This window comes from Microbacterium arborescens (assembly GCF_030369635.1).
Classification (GTDB): Bacteria; Actinomycetota; Actinomycetes; order Actinomycetales; family Microbacteriaceae; genus Microbacterium.
Map to the genome: position 1 here is coordinate 1,699,970 of NZ_CP128474.1, position 16,760 is coordinate 1,716,729.

The following is a 16,760-nucleotide window of genomic DNA, read 5'->3' on the forward strand; positions in this document are numbered from 1 at the left end:
GACCAGACCACTTCGCGGCGAGGGGCGGGCTTCGGCTCGCCCCTCGCCCTGTTTTCCAGGAGGCACCGCATGGTGACGTTCGTCGACCGGGTCACGCTGCATCTGCGTGCAGGCAAGGGCGGGAACGGCTGCGTGTCGGTGCGCCGTGAGAAGTTCAAGCCGCTCGCCGGCCCCGACGGGGGAAACGGCGGTGACGGCGGAGACGTCGTGCTCGTCGCCGACCCCCAGGTGACGACCCTGCTGTCGTATCACCACTCGCCTCACCGCTCAGGCGGCAACGGCGGATTCGGCATGGGCGACAACCGTTCGGGCGCGGCCGGGGAGCACCTCGAGCTCCCGGTGCCCGTCGGCACCGTCGTCAAGACTCCCGAGGGCGAGACCCTCGTCGACATGGTCACGCCCGGTATGCGCTTCATCGCCGCGCCGGGCGGCCAGGGCGGCCTCGGCAACGCTGCGCTGGCGTCCCCTAAGCGCAAGGCACCGGGCTTCGCGCTGCTCGGAACCCCCGGGTGGGAGGGCGACGTTCAGCTCGAGCTGAAGACGGTCGCCGACATCGCGCTCGTCGGATTCCCCTCAGCGGGCAAGTCGAGTCTCATCGCGGCGATGTCGGCCGCACGCCCGAAGATCGCCGACTACCCGTTCACGACCCTGCACCCGAACCTCGGGGTCGTGCAGGCCGGCGATATCCGCTACACCATCGCCGACGTCCCCGGCCTGATCGAGGGCGCGAGTGAGGGCCGCGGACTCGGTCTCGAGTTCCTCCGTCACGTCGAACGGTGCTCGGCGCTGGTGCATGTGCTCGACTGCGCGACGTTGGAGCCCGGACGCGATCCGATCTCAGACCTCGACGTGATCCTGGCCGAACTCGGGGCGTACCCCGTGCCGGAGGGTCAGGTTCCGCTGCTCGACCGACCCCAGCTGATCGCGCTCAACAAGACCGACGTGCCCGAGGCGCGCGATCTCGCCGACCTCGTCCGTCCCGATCTCGAGGCGCGCGGTTACCGGGTGTTCGAGATCTCGACCGTGAGTCGGCAGGGTCTGCGCGAGCTGTCGTTCGCCATGGCGGAGCTCGTCGCCGAGCACCGGGCCTCGGCGGCAGCCGAGGTACCCGCAGAGCGCATCGTCATCCGTCCCCAGGGAGCCGAACGCGACTTCACCGTGCGCGTCGAAGGCGGGACGTACGGCGATGTGTACCGCATCCTCGGCGCGAAGCCCGTTCGGTGGGTCCAACAGACCGACTTCCAGAACGAAGAGGCTGTGGGCTTCCTCGCCGACCGTCTCGACAAGCTGGGCATCGAGAACGAACTGTTCCGTCTCGGCGCGACCCCGGGATCCACGGTGGTCATCGGCGAAGGCGACGGGATCGTCTTCGACTGGCATCCGTCGCTGTCATCCGCCGCGGAACTGATGTCGGCGCCGCGCGGAACCGACCCGCGACTCGATCTCAACCCGCGTCGCACGTCGAACCAGCGTCGCGAGCGCTACCACGAGCGAATGGACGCGAAGGCCGAGGCCCGTGCCGAGCTCGAGGCCGAGCGTCGTGCGGAGAAGACGCGAGGTGCCTCAGAGGACGAGGCGTGAGCCTGCTTTCGCGCGCCGAGCTCAACGGCGCCCGACGGGTGGTCGTGAAAGTGGGATCATCCTCGATCAGCGGCGACAACGCCGGGAAGATCGACTCTCTCGTCGACGCGCTCGCTCAGGCGCACGCGCGTGGCACCGAGGTCGTCCTCGTCTCATCGGGTGCTATCGCCACCGGCATGCCCTACTTGCGTCTCGCAGAGCGTCCGACAGACCTCGCGACCCAGCAGGCGGCGGCCGCCGTAGGGCAGAACGTGCTCGTCTACCGCTACCAGGACGCGTTGCGGCAGTTCGGAATCGTCGCGGGTCAGGTGCTGCTGACCGCCGGTGACTTCGACGATCCGACACATCGCTCGAACGCGCGCCGCGCCATGGAACGGCTGCTCGGTCTGCGCATCTTGCCGATCGTGAACGAGAACGACACGGTCGCGACGCACGAGATCCGCTTCGGCGACAACGACCGGCTCGCTGCCCTCGTTTCACGCCTCATCGGTGCCGACGCCCTGGTGCTCTTGAGCGACATCGCCTGCCTGTACACACGCCCGCCGAGCGAGCCCGGCGCGCGCCCCATCGAGCGGGTCGCCTTCGACGACGATCTCAGCGGCTACGAGTTCGGGGCCACCGTCGTCAACAGCGTCGGGACCGGGGGAGCCGCTACCAAGGCTTCCGCCGCCCGGCTGGCAGCCGAGGGCGGCGTCGCGGCCCTCGTCACCAGCATCGATCTCGCCAGCGAGGCGCTCGCGGGTGCCGATGTCGGCACGTGGTTCGAGGCCGACCCCGCCCCGGCGCTTCCGTCAGGCACCGGTGCCATCGGCGTCGCCTGATGCTGAGGCGCCCGTCGCTAGACTGGCGTGATGATCACCGCCGTCGCTACCGACGTCTCTGAGCGCTTGCGCGCCGCGAAGCGGGCGAGCCGCTCGATCGGCCTCCTCGATGATGCTGCGAAGGCCGCGCTGCTCGACGCGATCGCCGACGCGCTGATCTCGGACACCGCAGTGATCGTTGCGGCGAACCGTGACGACCTCGCGCGCGGCGACGCGGCCGGCATCTCCGCGGGCTTGCGCGACCGGCTCGTGCTCGACGATGCGCGCGTCGCCGCGCTCGCGGATGCCGTTCGGGATGTCGCGCGCCTTCCCGACCCCGTGGGCCGTGTGCTCGACGAGCGAGAGCTGCCCGGCGGTGTCCGACTGCAGAAGGTCTCCGTGCCGTTCGGCGTCGTCGCCTCGATCTACGAGGCGCGCCCCAACGTCACCGTCGACATCACCGCGCTCGCGCTGCGGTCGGGAAATGCCGTCGTGCTTCGCGGCGGGTCAGCCGCGCAGTCGACGAACGCGGCCCTGATCGAGTCGATGCGGAACGCGCTTCACCGCGCCGGGGTCGATTCCGACGGCATCCAGACCGTCGACGACTTCGGGCGTGAGGGCGGGCGACTCCTCATGCGCTCTCGCGGACTCGTCGACGTCCTCGTCCCCCGGGGCAGCGCGCAGCTGATCGAGACCGTCGTGACGGAATCGACGGTTCCGGTGATCGAGACCGGCGCAGGGGTCGTCCACATCGTCCTCGACGAATCGGCGCCGCTCGACTGGGCCCGCGACATCGTCGTGAATGCCAAGGCGCAACGACCGAGCGTATGCAACGCGGTCGAGACCGTGCTCGTGGTGCGTTCAGCGGCCGAGCGTCTCATCCCGCCCGTATCCGAAGCGCTCACCGGAGCCGGCGTCAGGATTCACGGAGACGACGACGTGCGTCGCCTCGTGCCACGGGCCGTGCCCGCGACCGAAGACGATTGGGCGACCGAGCACATGAGCCTCGATCTCTCGATGCGGGTGGTCGACGACCTCGATGACGCGCTCGAGCACATCCGCCGCTACTCGACGATGCACACCGAGGCGATCGTGACCGCCGATGAGGCGAACGCCGAGCGCTTCCTCGCCGAGGTCGATGCGGCGGTCGTCATGGCGAACGCCTCGACGCGCTTCACCGACGGCGGTGAGTTCGGATTCGGCGCGGAGGTCGGGATATCGACCCAGAAGCTGCACGCCCGGGGTCCGATGGGACTCCCCGAACTGACCAGCACGAAGTGGCTCGCGCGCGGCGCCGGGCAGACGCGCGCCTGACCACCTAAACTTGACTTGCGCCGCCGCGCGAAACGAACGGAGCCCTGATGACACTCGCCACGATCACCGCATTCGCCGCCGAGCAGACGGAGCACCACGGCAACGTGCAGGCGGAGACGATGATCTTCGGCGTCATCGCCCTGGTCATCTTCTTGGCACTGGGGCTCGTGACGTTGTCGTACCGCAACGTCGCCAACCGTCACGCCGGCAAGGCCGAGGCCTACGCAGCAGCGCACGGCAACCAACTGACGCAGACGGAGAACGGCCACCACTGAGGCCGAACCGATGACGGGAACGCGTGCGCCGCGTATCGGCGTGATGGGCGGCACGTTCGACCCGATTCATCATGGACACCTCGTGGCTGCGAGCGAGGTCGCCCAGTCTTTCGACCTCGACGAGGTCATCTTCGTCCCGACGGGAACCCCCTGGCAGAAGTCCTTCGTGTCGCCGGGGGAGCACCGGTACCTGATGACGGTCATCGCGACCGCATCGAATCCGATGTTCACGGTGAGTCGCGTCGACATCGATCGAGACGGCCCGACGTACACGATCGACACGTTGCGTGACCTGAAAGCGCAGCGGCCCGACGCGAACTTCTTCTTCATCACCGGAGCCGACGCCATCGCGCAGATTCTCAGCTGGAGGAACCATGATGAATTGTGGGAGCTCGCCCATTTCGTCGCGGTTTCGCGTCCCGGCCACACGCTTTCGAGTGCCGGACTACCCAGTGATGACGTGAGCCTGCTCGAGATCCCCGCGCTGGCGATCTCGTCGACCGACTGCCGGGCACGCGTCGGACGCGGACATCCGGTGTGGTACCTCGTCCCGGACGGGGTCGTCCAATACATTGCGAAGCATCATCTCTATCGGAGCAAGGCATGAGCGACAACGAGCAACAGCCATCGACTCCGCAGCTGACGCGCCGGCAACTGCGTGAGCTGCGCAACACGGCGTCCAACCCGATCATCGTCGACCCCGACGCCACCGACGACGCGTCCGCGGTCGGAGAGGCGCCGACGCCGGCTCCGGCTCCGCTGCCGCGCGCCGCGGAGCCCGTGGAGGTGCCGCCGGCACCTGTGCCGCAGGCGTCGGTCGACCTCGGATCGCCGGCGCTCACCCGTCGTCAGGCCCGCTTGCAGGAGAAGATCCGCACCGCATCCATCCCCGTCGTGACGGCTACCGGAGAGCACCCGACGGTCTCCGGCGATCACGCTGACACCGATCACGCTGACGCCGACGTCCCCGAATCGCCGGATTCGACCGGCGAACAGGCGAACGAGGACGTTGACCACGTCGAGGACGGCGCGTCGATCGAGGACGCCGCTGCGGCCGACATCGAGCGGGCGGACGCCGACGCCGCGTCCGACGCCCCGGAAGAGGAAGTCCCGGAAGAGGAAGCCCCGGGGGAGGAAACTCCCGAGGAGGACGCCGCCGATCACGCCGACGAGGCGGGCGAGTCCGAGGTCGCTGCTCCCGAGGCGGATGAGTCGGAAGTCGTCGAGCACGACGCCGAGCACGACACCGTCGCTCCCGAAGCTGTCGATGGGGCCTGGGAACCGGCCGCTGAGGCCGAGGCCAAGACCGAGAACCAGGATGCCGGAGTCGCGGAAGCCGAGCATGGCGACGACGAGGAGTCCGAGCGTCACGTCGTGTCGAACGACCTCGGTGCCGATCTGCTCGCGGGTGAGGCTACGGCGACCGAGGTACCCGCCTCGTTCGATCAGTTGCTCTCGCGCAGCGCCGCGGCAACGGGCGCCTTCACGACGCCGAACGCTCTCATCCTGGCCGAGAACCCCGACGCGGGCCCGCTGGTGGCACCGGTGACCGCTACGGGCGAGGTCCTCATCACGGGCACCTTCTCGCTTCCCGAGAACTTCGGTTCGACGGGAGTCGTTCCCGGAGTGGCCGACGGAAAGGAAGTCGACGCGGTCCTCGTGGACGGCGAGCTTCCGGCGTCATCGTCACCCACGCCCATCGCCGCGAGCGCGGCCATCTCGACCATCAAGAGTGCCGAGGACGTCATCCGTCCGCCGGCACCGGAGAAGGGCAGCCGTTGGACGGTCGCCCTCGCCATCACCGCGGGGGCGCTCGCCCTCGCCCTGGCGGGCGTTCTGCTCGTCTCGCTTTTCACAGGAGTCTTCGGATGAGTTCACAAGCAGTCATCGACATGGTCGCCGTCGCGGCGGCGGCCGCAGAGTCCAAGGGCGGCGAAGACCTCGTCGCCCTCGACGTGTCGCAGCCCCTTCCGCTCGTCGACGCCTTCCTTCTCGTCAGCGGCAACAGCGAGCGCAACGTCGCCGCGATCGCCGACGCGGTCGAGGAGGGCATGCTCGAAGCCGGTCACAAGCGTCTGCGCCGCGAGGGACGCACCGAGTCGCGCTGGGTGCTGCTCGACTTCGGCGACCTCGTCGTGCACGTCTTCCACGAGGAGGAGCGGGTGTACTACGGCCTCGAGCGCCTCTGGAAGGACTGCCCGGTCATCCCCATCGAGGCGGCCGTGGTCACGAGCACACCCGGAGATGTTGTAAGCTAAATGAGTTGCCGCGAGAGCGGGAACCACGGGCCTGTGGCGCAGCTGGTAGCGCACCTGCATGGCATGCAGGGGGTCAGGGGTTCGAGTCCCCTCAGGTCCACCGAACAAAGATGAAAGGCCCCGCCATCGGCGGGGCTTTTTCGTCTCGCCTCTTGTCGTGCACGACAGGTCCCTTATGCGGACGCCAGGCGACCTGTATCGGTCATCGAATTCACCGGATGCGCCCCTGCAGGTAATGCGAGGCATGCACGCGAATTCGAGTCGACGATGATCCTTTCCGTTTCCTTGGAACGAGCGGCGAGGGATCCACCGCCGTATCGGCCCGAGCCGCGTCCTGGTACGAGATTCCGCGGGCCGGGAACACGTTCAACTGCATCCTCGGATCGGGGAACAACACGGCCCGACGACGCGGTCACATCTCGAATGGTGGGGCGGCGGATCGATCTGCACGCGCGGATCGCAACTCGGCCCCTGACCGGAGAGGTCGTCCCAACGATTCAGTCGCGCGCAGCGGCCGGGGTCAGCACATCGAGCACAGCCCGGCGCAGCGCTTGCCCACGGGTGCTCAAGAGCCGTTGCTGACGAACGTACTCGGCTTTTCCTTCGGGCGTCTCGATCGCGACGGGGGAGTAGCCCCAATCACGCAGATCATAGGGCGAAGCCCGCATATCGAGCTCACGAATGTCGCGAGCGAGAACGAATGCGTCCAGGAGAAGGCGCCCCGGCACGAGGGGACCGAGCTTCAGCATCCATTTGTAGACGTCCATGCCTGCGTGCAGGCACCCCGGCTGTTCCCGCGCGACGGCGCCCTCGCGATCGAGCGGCTCGCGGTTACGCGGTGCGGCCTCGGCGGTGAAGAAGCGGAACGCATCGAAGTGTGTGCACCGCAGGTCATGCGCCTCGACGACGGCATCGGTGCCCGCCGCCCCCAGCCGGAGGGGGATCTCGTGGCGCGTCGCATCGGCGCGGTAGACCATCGCCCACTCGTGCAGGCCGAAGCAGCCGAACGCCGCGGGGCGGTCGAGAGTCGCTCGCAGGAGGCCGGTGACGCCGCGGTAGAGCGAGCCACGTTCGTGGCGGAACTGCTCGTCGGCGACCCGCACGTGGTCATCGTGGACTGTCTCGTACCAGCGCCACCCTCCGCGTGCGTCGGCAGCACCTTCGAGGACGACGCCCGGGCCCGGGTGCCAACGCCGGAGGACGGCCGGTTTGTAGGAGTAGTAGGTGAAGAGGAAGTCCTCTACCGGGTGCTTCTCGGCGCGGGAAGCACGACGGCGGTGGTCGGCCGTGAGTTCGTCAGCGCGCTCCGCGTGCACCTCGGACCGTTCACGCCACACCTCGGGTGCGAGCGTCACGGGTTCGGAGAGGCGGAGTGTCACCTTTCGAGGATAGACACCGGTGCGTGGCGACGGCGCGTCAGGCAGGCTCGATCAGGGACGGCTCGTCGTTGCGCACGTTGCCCACTGCCGCCCCGACAGGGAACCACGTCAGCGTGTCGACGACGGACGGTGCCGCGTCGACCACTGCGTCGAGCAGGTCGGCCGGGTACTCGGTGGTGGGATCGAGCCAGACGTCGGCGTACTCGGCGTCGATCATCAGCGGCATCCGGTCGTGGATCTGTGCCAGGCCGTCGACAGCCGCGCATGTGAGGATCGTGAAGCTCAGCAGCCAGCGCGCGGGGTCGTCGGCGGGGCGTGCCGGGTCCTTCCACCACTCGTAGAGCCCGGCGAAGAAGAGCGGCTCGCCGCCTTCGGGCCGAACGAAGTGAGGTGTCTTCGCGCCGGGCTCGCCCTGCCACTCGTAGTAGCCCGATGCGGGCACGACCGCGCGACGTGAAACGAGCGCGTCGCGAAAGGTCGGCTTCTCGGCCGCTTCTTCGGATCGGGCGTTGAATGCCCGCGATCCGACCGAAGGATCTTTGGCCCAGCCGGGAACGAGGCCCCATCGCGCCGACGCCAGCCGACGCGTGGGCGGCTCGGTCTTGGCGGAATCGAGGACGATAGTCGCTTGAGCGGTGGGTGCGATGTTGAACGAGGGTCCGGGGAGGTCGTCGGGAACGACCTCGGCGCGCAGAACGCTCGCGAGCTCGGAACCGACGCGGGCTACGACGAAACGACCGCACATCTCTTCAGCGTACGGGTCAGGTGGAACATCGGAGTGCGCCGCACCCGGTCACGGTTCAGTCGCGCGCGATGACGCCGACGTCGGCGAGCCGGTCGAGGAGCGCGGCTCCATCCGACCCGGTGACCCACGGCACCTGCGCGGCGGAGTGGTCGTTCACCGCGGTTCGGCCGCCCGCCAGAACCGCCTCGGCGGGGGAGAGGCGGCGGATGGCGACCGCGCGCACGCGATCGGGGTACTCGCTGGCGAACGCGGTGTAGAGCGCGTCGTCGTGCTGGCCGTCGTCGCCCACGAGGAGCCAGCGGACGTGCGGGAACTCCTTCGCGAGGCGCCGGAGGTTCTCGGCCTTGTGATCGCGTCCGCTGCGGAACCAACGGTCGTGGGTCGGTCCCCAGTCGGTGAGGAGCATCGGGCCGGACGGGAACACGTGGCGCCGCAGGAAGCGGATGAGCGTCGGTGCGACGTTCCAGGCGCCGGTGGAGAGGTAGATCACCGGGCTGCCGGGACGATCTCGCGTCAGGCGCTCGAGCATGACCGCCATGCCCGGGACCGGCTGGCGGGCATGCTCATCGAGCACGAACGAGTTCCAGGCGGCGACGAAGGGACGCGGCAGGGCGGTGACCATGACGGTGTCGTCGATGTCGGAGACGATCCCGAAGTCGATGTCGTCGGAGATCACGAAGACCCGTGTCTCGATGACCTCGCTACCCTCGACGGTCATCGAGATCGTCTGCCAGCCGGGCTCGAGCGCCCCGGGGAGCTCGACGTCGACGACCCCGCCACGATCGGCGATGACCTCGTGGGTCGTGCCCGCGATCGTGACCTGCACCTGCGCGAAGGCCACGGGGACCGACGCGAAGCTGCGCCAGCCGCGGACCGATGCGTATTCGCCGCCCTTCGCGGGGCGCTTCTGGGGCGCGATCAGCACTCGCCCGAGGACGCGGACCCACCCGTCGCCGCCGTAGCCGGGATACGCCGCGACGGTCGGTCGTTGACCGCGCGCGCGGGCGCGACGTTCGCGCCACGAGTGGAATCGGCGCTCGAGGCGCGCCAACCACAGGATCTTCTTCCGTGGTGCGGGTGAGGAAGCCATCGCTTCAGTCTTTCACGTCCCCGTCGGCGAGTCGGGTCTTCTCCTCCTCGAGCCGCAGATGACGTGCCTCGCGCCGGGAGATGAGGCGCTTGATGAGGTAGGCGAGCAGGAGGAAGACCACGATGACGCCGACGAACAGGTAACCGGCGTACTGGATGTTGTCGGAGATCTCGCGATAGGTCTTCGCCGCGGCCGCGACCACTCCGACGTACAGCGATGTCCAGATGACGCAGGCGGGCGCCGTCCATGCGATGAAACGGCGATACGAGAACCCGCTCATGCCGACCGTCAAGGGAACCAGCGAATGCAGCACGGGCAGGAAGCGCGAGAGGAAGATAGCGGGACCGCCACGGCGACGGAGGTAGAGCTCCGAACGCACCCAGTTGTCCTCGCCGATACGGCGGCCGAGGCGCGAGAAGCGGATGCGGGGGCCGAGCCAGCGCCCGAGCGCGAAACCGATCGACTCGCCCGCGAGTGAGCCGGTGACGACGGCGGCGCCGAGCACGAAGCCCTCGCCGACGCTCCCGACGGCGGTCGCGGCGACGATGACGACCGTGTCTCCCGGCACCACGAGCCCGATGAGCGCGCTGGTCTCGAGCATGATCGCGATGCCCGCGACCACCGTGCGCAACACCGGGTCGATGCTCTGCACGGTGTTCAGAATCCAGTCGAGGATCTCGTTCACGCTCCGAGCCTAGGGGCGCCGGCTAAGACATAACCTGTGACGGTGCCCGAGATGACCAGCTTCCGCTGCCTCGACGGCTGGACCGATCCCGCCGAGCTCGTGCGCGCGGTGCCGGGCGACCACGTCTTCTGGCTCGACGCCGGCGTCGACGCGCATGAGGGCTGGAGCTGGATCGGATCGGGTGCACCCGCCGACGCCCCGGACCCGGTGGTCGACGGATCGCAGCGGTCGCGCCGGAGCGGCGCTCGGGACATCGGACCTTTCGTCGGAGGGTGGGTCGGGTGGGTCGGGTACGACGCTGCGGCATCGCGCGCGGGATCCCCTGCGACGCCGGATGCCGGTGAACCCGAGGCGCTCTGGCTGCGGGTCGACCGATTCGTGGCTTTGGACCACGCACGACGACACGTGTGGGTCTCGGCGCCCGACGACAGCATCGAGGACTTCGCGGCAGAGGTCAATGGTTGGCGCGCCACGGTCGCAGCCCGCTCCGGCGCTGGGTCGGTCGCGCATGCCGTGGATGCGCCGGGAACGCAGAAGCGGGGCCTCGTCGCCGCGGCCCGTGTGGATCCTGAAAGGTATGCCGCGCTCGTCGAGGAATGCCGGCTCGCGATTCGGCGGGGTGACGCGTACCAGCTCTGCCTGACGACGCGCTTCTCGGTCCGCGACGATCGCCCGATCGACCCGCTCGCCGTGTTCCTGAGGCTGCGGGCGGCGTCATCCTCGCACCACGGCGGACTGATCCGCTCGGGAGAGCGGGCTCTGATCAGCGCGAGCCCGGAACGGTTCCTCGCACTTGCCGGTGGCGCCGTGCTCACCAGCCCGATCAAGGGCACACGACCGCGCGGCGGCGACGCGGCATCCGATGCGCGGCTCGTGCGCGACCTCGTTTCGAGTCCGAAGGAGCGCGCCGAGAACGTCATGATCGTGGACCTCATGCGCAATGACCTGCAGCGGGTCAGCGCGCCTGGATCAGTCGTCGTCGAGCGTCTGCTCGAGGTGGAGACCTACCCGACCGTCCATCAGCTCGTCAGCAGCGTGTCGGGCGCGATCCAGCCGGGTACGCGCCTGTCTCAGGTTCTCGCCGCCACCTTCCCCGCCGGGAGCATGACCGGTGCACCGAAGCTCTCGGCGATGACGATTCTGAGCGAACTCGAGGACGCGCCTCGAGGTACGTACGCGGGATGCTTCGGCTGGGTCGGCACGGACGGCGACGCGGATCTCGCCATGATCATCCGATCGATCGTGGTCGCCGGTGAGCACGCCTACGTCGGGGCCGGCGGCGGCATCACCTGGGGATCCGAGCCGCAAGCCGAGGTCGACGAGGTCGCGCTGAAAGCGCGGGCGCCCTTGGCCGCGCTCGGTGCGGAGCTGCCGCCCCGGTGGCGGGAGCGGGTCCGGTAGCCTGGAAGCGGTGCTCTCGCGCCCTTTCTCGCATTCCCAGATTGGTTCACCCGTGACCGACAGCTCCACTGATCGCGCCAACACGCCCGATTCCGCCGCTTACGACGCCCACGCCGTGCAGGCGAAGTGGCAGCGCGCGTGGGCAGACGCCGATCCCTTCCGCGCGGGCGGCGACGACGACAAGCGTCCCCGCAAGTACGTCCTGGCGATGTTCCCGTACCCCTCGGGCGACCTCCACATGGGGCACGCCGAGAATTACCTCTACTCCGACATCGTGGCCCGCTTCTGGCGCCACCGCGGCTACAACGTGCTGCACCCGATCGGATGGGACAGCTTCGGGCTGCCCGCGGAGAACGCCGCGATCAAGCGCGGCGCCGACCCGCGCGCCTGGACCTACGACAACATCGCGCAGCAGAAGCAGAGCCTGCACGAGTACGGCGTCTCGTTCGACTGGAGCCGCGTGCTCCACACGAGCGACCCCGAGTACTACACCTGGAACCAGTGGCTGTTCCAGAAGCTGTACGAGAAGGGACTGGCCTACCGCAAGGAGAGCCCGGTCAACTGGTGCCCCAACGACCAGACGGTGCTCGCCAACGAGCAGGTCGTCGACGGGCACTGCGAGCGCTGCGGTGCCGAGGTCGTGAAGAAGAAGCTCACGCAGTGGTACTTCAAGATCACCGAGTACGCCGATCGACTGCTCGACGACCTGAACCAGCTCGAGGGCTTCTGGCCGCAGAAGGTCATCCAGATGCAGCGCAACTGGATCGGCCGATCGGTCGGCGCCGACATCGACTTCGAGATCGAGGGTCGTGACGAGAAGGTCACGGTGTTCTCGACGCGCCCCGATACGCTCCACGGTGCGACCTTCATGGTCGTCGCACCCGACTCCGACCTCGCTGCCGAATTGGCGGAGGGTTCGTCGGATGAGGTGCAGCAGCGCTTCCGCGAGTATCTGCAGACCGTGCAGAAGACGAGCGAGATCGACCGGCAGACCGCCGACCGGCCGAAGACCGGTGTGTTCCTCGACCGTTTCGCCATCAACCCCATCAACGGTGAGCGACTGCCGATCTGGGCGGCCGACTACGTCCTGGCCGACTATGGCCACGGCGCGGTCATGGCGGTTCCCGCCCACGATCAGCGCGATCTCGACTTCGCGCGCGCCTTCGACCTGCCCGTGCGGGTCGTCGTCGACACGACCGCCCCGGTGACCGGTGCGATGCCGGTCATCGAGCTCGACGACGAGGGCGTGCCGCTCGATTCGGCGCCCGCGATCGACGACATCGACCCGGCCCGCACCGGTGTCGCCCTCACGGGCGACGGGCGCATGATCAACTCGGGCGCACTGGACGGGCTGAGCAAGCGCAACGCCATCGCGCGCGCCATCGAGCAGCTGACCGCGAGCGGCACCGGGCGCGCGGCCAAGACGTATCGCCTCCGTGACTGGCTGATCTCACGTCAGCGGTTCTGGGGAACCCCGATTCCCATGATCCACACGGATGACGGTCGAATCGTTCCCGTCCCCGCGGAGGAGCTGCCGGTGCGTCTGCCCTCCGTCGAGGGACTGGACCTCACCCCGAAGGGCGCGTCGCCCCTCGGCGCCGCGACCGACTGGGTCGCCACGACCGATCCCGAGACGGGCGAGCCGGCACACCGCGACCCCGACACGATGGACACGTTCGTCGACAGCTCGTGGTACTTCCTGCGGTTCCTGTCGCCGAACGACGCCGGACAGGCCTTCGCGCCGCGCGAGGCCGACAAGTGGGGCCCGGTCGACTTCTACATCGGCGGCGTCGAGCACGCCATCCTGCATCTGCTCTACGCGCGCTTCATCACCAAGGCGCTGTTCGACATGGGCCAGGTGGAGTTCACCGAGCCGTTCTCCAGCCTCATCAACCAGGGAATGGTCATCCTCGACGGTGCGAAGATGTCGAAGAGCAAGGGCAACCTCGTGCTCTTCCAGGAGGAGCTCGAGCAGCACGGCGCCGACGTCCTGCGCGTGGCACTCGCCTTCGCCGGCCCCGTCGAGGACGACAAGGACTGGGCCGATGTCTCGACGACGGGAGCGGCGAAGTTCCTCGCCCGTGCCCTGCGCGTCGCCGCCGACGTCGACAGCGAGATCGACGTCGTCTGGGCGGAAGGGGATGCTGCGCTCCGCCGCGTCACTCACCGCCTGTGGGCCGATGCACCGGGGCTGGTCGAGCAGACGAAGTTCAACGTCGTCGTCGCGCGGCTCATGGAGCTCGTGAACGCCACCCGCAAGGTCATCGACAGCGGTGCCGGAGCGTCCGACCCGGCCGTCCGCGAGGCGGCAGAGGCGATCGCGGTCATCCTCGACCTGTTCGCGCCGCACACCGCCGAGGAGATGTGGGCGACGCTCGGCCACGAGCCGTTCGTCGGCCTCGCCGTGTGGCGCCAGCCCGACCCGACCCTCCTCGTCGAGGAGTCCGTCACCGCGGTCGTCCAGATCGACGGCAAGGTCCGCGGCACGCTCAGCGTCTCGGCGAAGGTCTCTTCCGATGAGCTCGAGGCGCTCGCCCGGGGCGACGAGAAGATCATCCGTGCGCTGAACGGCCGTGAGATCGCACGCGCCGTCGTGCGCGCACCCAAGGTGGTCAGCTTCACGACCGCTCGCTGACGACGGCGGGGGAGTCGTCACAGGGTGACACACTTCCCCGCCGCGATCGCCCGCGGGCTACCGTGGCGATCGTGCAGCCGATTCCCGCCGTCGTCGTGACCATCGTGCTCGTCGCTTTGGTCGCGGCGATCGGCGTGATCTTCCGGCGCTCGCGCGGTCGTACGCACGACGTCGCGGACGGTGAGCTCCTGACTCCCGCGATGGTCGGCACGCCGGCCTTCGGCCGGTCCGCGACCTTGCTGCAGTTCAGCACCGAGCTGTGCTCTCGGTGCCCAGCGGCGCGGCGCGTGCTGACGTCGCTCGCGGGGGACCACGACGGCGTCCGACACGTGGAGGTGGACCTCACGCATCGTCGCGACCTCACTCGCCGGTTCGATGTCATGCAGACACCCACGGTGCTCGTGCTCGACAGCGCCGGGAGGGTGCGTCAGCGCACGGGCGGAGTCCCGGATCGGTCCGCGCTCGAGACCGAGCTCACCCGTCTGCTGCAGGAGGTGTGAGATGACCGCGATCGAACGTCTCGACGTCCGTGCGCCACGCTTCGCGGCATCCATCACGGCCATCCTGCTGCTTGCAGCCTTCCTCGCATCGCTGCTCGGAATCGCGACGGCGCCGGCCGGCGCAGAATGGCGCCTGGCCGCAGCGCCACTCGCCGATCGGGTCGTCGACGCGGGCTTCCTGCTCGTGCTCCTCGCGGCACTGCTGTTCCTGTGGGGCGTCGTGTCACCGCGGACCGCGCCCTGGGCTGTGCTCTTCCGCCGCGTCGTCCGGCCACGCCTGTCACCCCCGCGAGAGTTCGAGGACGCGCGTCCGCCGCGTTTCGCGCAGGGCGTGGGCCTCACGGTGACGGCGGCGGGACTGCTCCTGCATCTCGCAGGCGTTCCGTGGGCGTTGCCGATCGCCGCTGCGCTCGCGTTCGCAGCCGCATTCCTGAATGCCGCGTTCGGCTTCTGCCTGGGCTGCGAGATGTATCTGCTGCTGCAGCGGGCGGGTCTTGTCGGGCGCGCGCGGGCGTAGCCCGATCTGACCGTACCTCCTCCGTTTTCTGTGTCTGATCCGGTTTCCGAGCTCCAGGTTCGGGGTCGATTCGCGGTGTCGTCGACCCCCCTTGTGACGCCTGGAGGCCCGTCCTAGCTTGGGTGGCATTCACAGGGGCGGCTTCGACCGCGGGGACACGGTCGACCCCTCGCCGCCTCTATTCGGCGTGCAATGAGGAGACGAAATGAACGACGAGACGATCAGCCCGGCAGCCCCTCTGTTCACCAGGCCCACGGAGGCGAAGGGTGCGCCGCGGCACGTGATTCCCCAAAACGAATCGCTTCCCGCGACCGCGAAGCAGATCGTCGAGGATGAAACGATCCTCGACGGAAATGCACGTTTGAACCTGGCCACGTTCGTGAGCACGTGGATGGATGACGAGGCGAAGGACGTCTACACCTCGTCTTTCGACAAGAACATGATCGACAAGGACGAGTACCCGCAGACCGCGGCCATCGAGGACAATTGCTGGCGGATGCTCGCCAATCTGTGGAACTCGCCGGATGCCGGGCACAGCATCGGCACCTCGACCATCGGTTCCTCCGAGGCATGCATGCTCGGCGGGCTCGCATTCAAGCGCCGCTGGCAGCAGCTCCGCCGGGCGCAGGGCAAGGACGCGTCCACTCCGAACCTCGTCATGTCGAGCGCCGTGCAGGTGTGCTGGGAGAAGTTCTGCAACTACTTCGACGTCGAGCCCCGGTTCGTTCCGATCACGGAGGAGCACAAGACCCTCGACGGCCACGACCTGGAGAAATACGTCGACGAGAACACGATCGGCGTGGTGGCGATCATGGGCGTGACGTACACCGGGATGTACGAGCCCGTCGCGCAGATCGCGGCGGCGCTCGACGCGATCCAGGAACGCACCGGTCTCGACATCCCCATTCACGTCGACGGCGCATCGGGTGGGATGATCGCCCCCTTCCTGCAGCCCGACCTGGTGTGGGACTTCCGTCTCGAGCGGGTGCACTCGATCAGCACCTCGGGCCACAAGTACGGCCTGGTGTATCCGGGCCTCGGCTGGGTCGTATGGCGCGAAGCGCGGTGGCTGCCCGAAGACCTCGTCTTCCAGGTGAGCTATCTCGGAGGTGAGATGCCGACGTTCGCGCTGAACTTCTCGCGGCCGGGCGCTCAGGTGCTGCTCCAGTACTACCTGTTCCTCCGGCTCGGCTTCGAGGGATACCGTGCCGTTCAACAGGAGTCGCAGGACGTCGCGAAGTATCTCGCCGCCGGGATCGGCGCGCTCGATGCGTTCGAGCTGTGGAACGACGGCAGCGACATCCCGGTGTTCGCGTGGCGTCTGAAGAAAGGACACACCGACAACTGGACGCTGTACGACCTGCAGGACCGGTTGCGGATGCGCGGCTGGCTGGTGCCGGCCTATCCGATGCCGGACGATCTCACCGACATCACGGTGCAGCGCATCGTCGTGCGCAATGGGCTGAGCATGGATCTCGCCCAGTCGCTGCTGGCCGACATCCAGCGCGAGGTGGCGTACCTCGACGGCCTGCAGTCGCCCATGCCCACGGCCGCCGCGAATTCGGCGTTCCACCACTGAG

The 16,760-nt window shown here is 68.4% G+C and carries 16 protein-coding genes and 1 tRNA gene; 13 read left to right on the top strand and 4 right to left on the bottom strand.

Translation table 11 applies throughout. The features are described 5' to 3' along the window. Positions 1-69: 69 nt before the first annotated feature. The 8 genes from obgE to QUC20_RS08170 all read left to right on the top strand — a co-directional run bounded on the left by obgE (position 70) and on the right by QUC20_RS08170 (position 6,328). Entirely contained in the window at positions 70-1,581 is a 1,512-nt protein-coding gene (gene obgE / locus QUC20_RS08135) for a GTPase ObgE (protein ID WP_120262622.1), read from the top strand. Then, the gene (gene proB / locus QUC20_RS08140) at positions 1,578-2,402 is read left to right on the top strand and encodes a glutamate 5-kinase (protein WP_120262621.1); all 825 of its coding nucleotides are present in this window, start codon (positions 1,578-1,580) and stop codon (positions 2,400-2,402) included. The genes obgE and proB overlap by 4 nt, the downstream gene beginning before the upstream one ends. A gap of 30 nt (positions 2,403-2,432) precedes the next feature. Continuing rightward, positions 2,433-3,695 (top strand): glutamate-5-semialdehyde dehydrogenase, encoded by a 1,263-nt coding sequence (locus QUC20_RS08145; protein ID WP_289329548.1) that lies wholly within the window; start codon positions 2,433-2,435, stop codon positions 3,693-3,695. Between the two features lie 47 nt (positions 3,696-3,742). Continuing rightward, complete coding sequence (locus QUC20_RS08150; RefSeq protein WP_120262619.1) at positions 3,743-3,970, top strand: hypothetical protein; 228 nt, start codon at positions 3,743-3,745, stop codon at positions 3,968-3,970. A gap of 10 nt (positions 3,971-3,980) precedes the next feature. Next, positions 3,981-4,577, top strand: a complete 597-nt coding sequence (gene nadD / locus QUC20_RS08155; RefSeq protein ID WP_120262618.1) for a nicotinate-nucleotide adenylyltransferase — start codon at positions 3,981-3,983, stop codon at positions 4,575-4,577. After that, positions 4,574-5,842 (top strand): hypothetical protein, encoded by a 1,269-nt coding sequence (locus QUC20_RS08160; protein ID WP_289329549.1) that lies wholly within the window; start codon positions 4,574-4,576, stop codon positions 5,840-5,842. The genes nadD and QUC20_RS08160 overlap by 4 nt, the downstream gene beginning before the upstream one ends. After that, the gene (rsfS, locus tag QUC20_RS08165) at positions 5,839-6,228 is read left to right on the top strand and encodes a ribosome silencing factor (RefSeq protein ID WP_120262616.1); all 390 of its coding nucleotides are present in this window, start codon (positions 5,839-5,841) and stop codon (positions 6,226-6,228) included. The genes QUC20_RS08160 and rsfS overlap by 4 nt, the downstream gene beginning before the upstream one ends. A gap of 27 nt (positions 6,229-6,255) precedes the next feature. Then, a tRNA-Ala gene (locus tag QUC20_RS08170) sits at positions 6,256-6,328 on the top strand. Positions 6,329-6,725: 397 nt separating this feature from the next. On the opposite strand, the gene QUC20_RS08175 is transcribed toward QUC20_RS08170, so the two are convergent. Genes QUC20_RS08175 through QUC20_RS08190 form a run of 4 tightly spaced genes read right to left on the bottom strand, consistent with a single transcriptional unit; the run spans position 6,726 to position 10,127 of the window. Then, entirely contained in the window at positions 6,726-7,607 is an 882-nt protein-coding gene (locus QUC20_RS08175) for a 3-methyladenine DNA glycosylase (RefSeq protein ID WP_434543632.1), read from the bottom strand. 37 nt (positions 7,608-7,644) lie between these two features. Continuing rightward, positions 7,645-8,352, bottom strand: coding sequence for an SOS response-associated peptidase (locus QUC20_RS08180; protein WP_289329550.1), 708 nt, complete (start codon positions 8,350-8,352; stop codon positions 7,645-7,647). A 55-nt stretch (positions 8,353-8,407) separates the two neighbouring features. Continuing rightward, positions 8,408-9,442: an App1 family protein phosphatidate phosphatase gene (locus tag QUC20_RS08185; RefSeq protein ID WP_120262614.1), complete on the bottom strand. Its 1,035-nt coding sequence runs from the start codon at positions 9,440-9,442 to the stop codon at positions 8,408-8,410. Between the two features lie 4 nt (positions 9,443-9,446). Then, positions 9,447-10,127 (bottom strand): DedA family protein, encoded by a 681-nt coding sequence (locus QUC20_RS08190; RefSeq protein WP_289329551.1) that lies wholly within the window; start codon positions 10,125-10,127, stop codon positions 9,447-9,449. A gap of 51 nt (positions 10,128-10,178) precedes the next feature. Here QUC20_RS08190 and QUC20_RS08195 point away from each other — a divergent pair, with 51 nt between their 5' ends. The 5 genes from QUC20_RS08195 to gad all read left to right on the top strand — a co-directional run bounded on the left by QUC20_RS08195 (position 10,179) and on the right by gad (position 16,759). Then, positions 10,179-11,528, top strand: a complete 1,350-nt coding sequence (locus QUC20_RS08195) for an anthranilate synthase component I family protein (protein WP_353105729.1) — start codon at positions 10,179-10,181, stop codon at positions 11,526-11,528. A gap of 52 nt (positions 11,529-11,580) precedes the next feature. Continuing rightward, positions 11,581-14,163: a leucine--tRNA ligase gene (leuS, locus tag QUC20_RS08200; RefSeq protein ID WP_289329553.1), complete on the top strand. Its 2,583-nt coding sequence runs from the start codon at positions 11,581-11,583 to the stop codon at positions 14,161-14,163. A 71-nt stretch (positions 14,164-14,234) separates the two neighbouring features. Further along, positions 14,235-14,663 (top strand): TlpA family protein disulfide reductase, encoded by a 429-nt coding sequence (locus tag QUC20_RS08205; RefSeq protein WP_289329554.1) that lies wholly within the window; start codon positions 14,235-14,237, stop codon positions 14,661-14,663. A 1-nt stretch (position 14,664) separates the two neighbouring features. After that, entirely contained in the window at positions 14,665-15,180 is a 516-nt protein-coding gene (locus QUC20_RS08210; protein ID WP_289329555.1) for a DUF4395 domain-containing protein, read from the top strand. Between the two features lie 205 nt (positions 15,181-15,385). After that, positions 15,386-16,759, top strand: a complete 1,374-nt coding sequence (gene gad, locus QUC20_RS08215) for a glutamate decarboxylase (RefSeq protein WP_289329556.1) — start codon at positions 15,386-15,388, stop codon at positions 16,757-16,759. Position 16,760: the final 1 nt, after the last annotated feature.

Coding starts and splice junctions, on each gene's coding strand:
- QUC20_RS08210 (WP_289329555.1), top strand. CDS start 14,665: ATGACCGCGATCGAACGTCTCGACGTCCGTGCGCCACGCTTCGCGGCA.
- rsfS (WP_120262616.1), top strand. CDS start 5,839: ATGAGTTCACAAGCAGTCATCGACATGGTCGCCGTCGCGGCGGCGGCC.
- QUC20_RS08195 (WP_353105729.1), top strand. CDS start 10,179: ATGACCAGCTTCCGCTGCCTCGACGGCTGGACCGATCCCGCCGAGCTC.
- QUC20_RS08145 (WP_289329548.1), top strand. CDS start 2,433: ATGATCACCGCCGTCGCTACCGACGTCTCTGAGCGCTTGCGCGCCGCG.
- gad (WP_289329556.1), top strand. CDS start 15,386: ATGAACGACGAGACGATCAGCCCGGCAGCCCCTCTGTTCACCAGGCCC.
- nadD (WP_120262618.1), top strand. CDS start 3,981: ATGACGGGAACGCGTGCGCCGCGTATCGGCGTGATGGGCGGCACGTTC.
- obgE (WP_120262622.1), top strand. CDS start 70: ATGGTGACGTTCGTCGACCGGGTCACGCTGCATCTGCGTGCAGGCAAG.
- QUC20_RS08150 (WP_120262619.1), top strand. CDS start 3,743: ATGACACTCGCCACGATCACCGCATTCGCCGCCGAGCAGACGGAGCAC.
- QUC20_RS08180 (WP_289329550.1), bottom strand. CDS start 8,352: ATGTGCGGTCGTTTCGTCGTAGCCCGCGTCGGTTCCGAGCTCGCGAGC.
- QUC20_RS08160 (WP_289329549.1), top strand. CDS start 4,574: ATGAGCGACAACGAGCAACAGCCATCGACTCCGCAGCTGACGCGCCGG.
- QUC20_RS08185 (WP_120262614.1), bottom strand. CDS start 9,442: ATGGCTTCCTCACCCGCACCACGGAAGAAGATCCTGTGGTTGGCGCGC.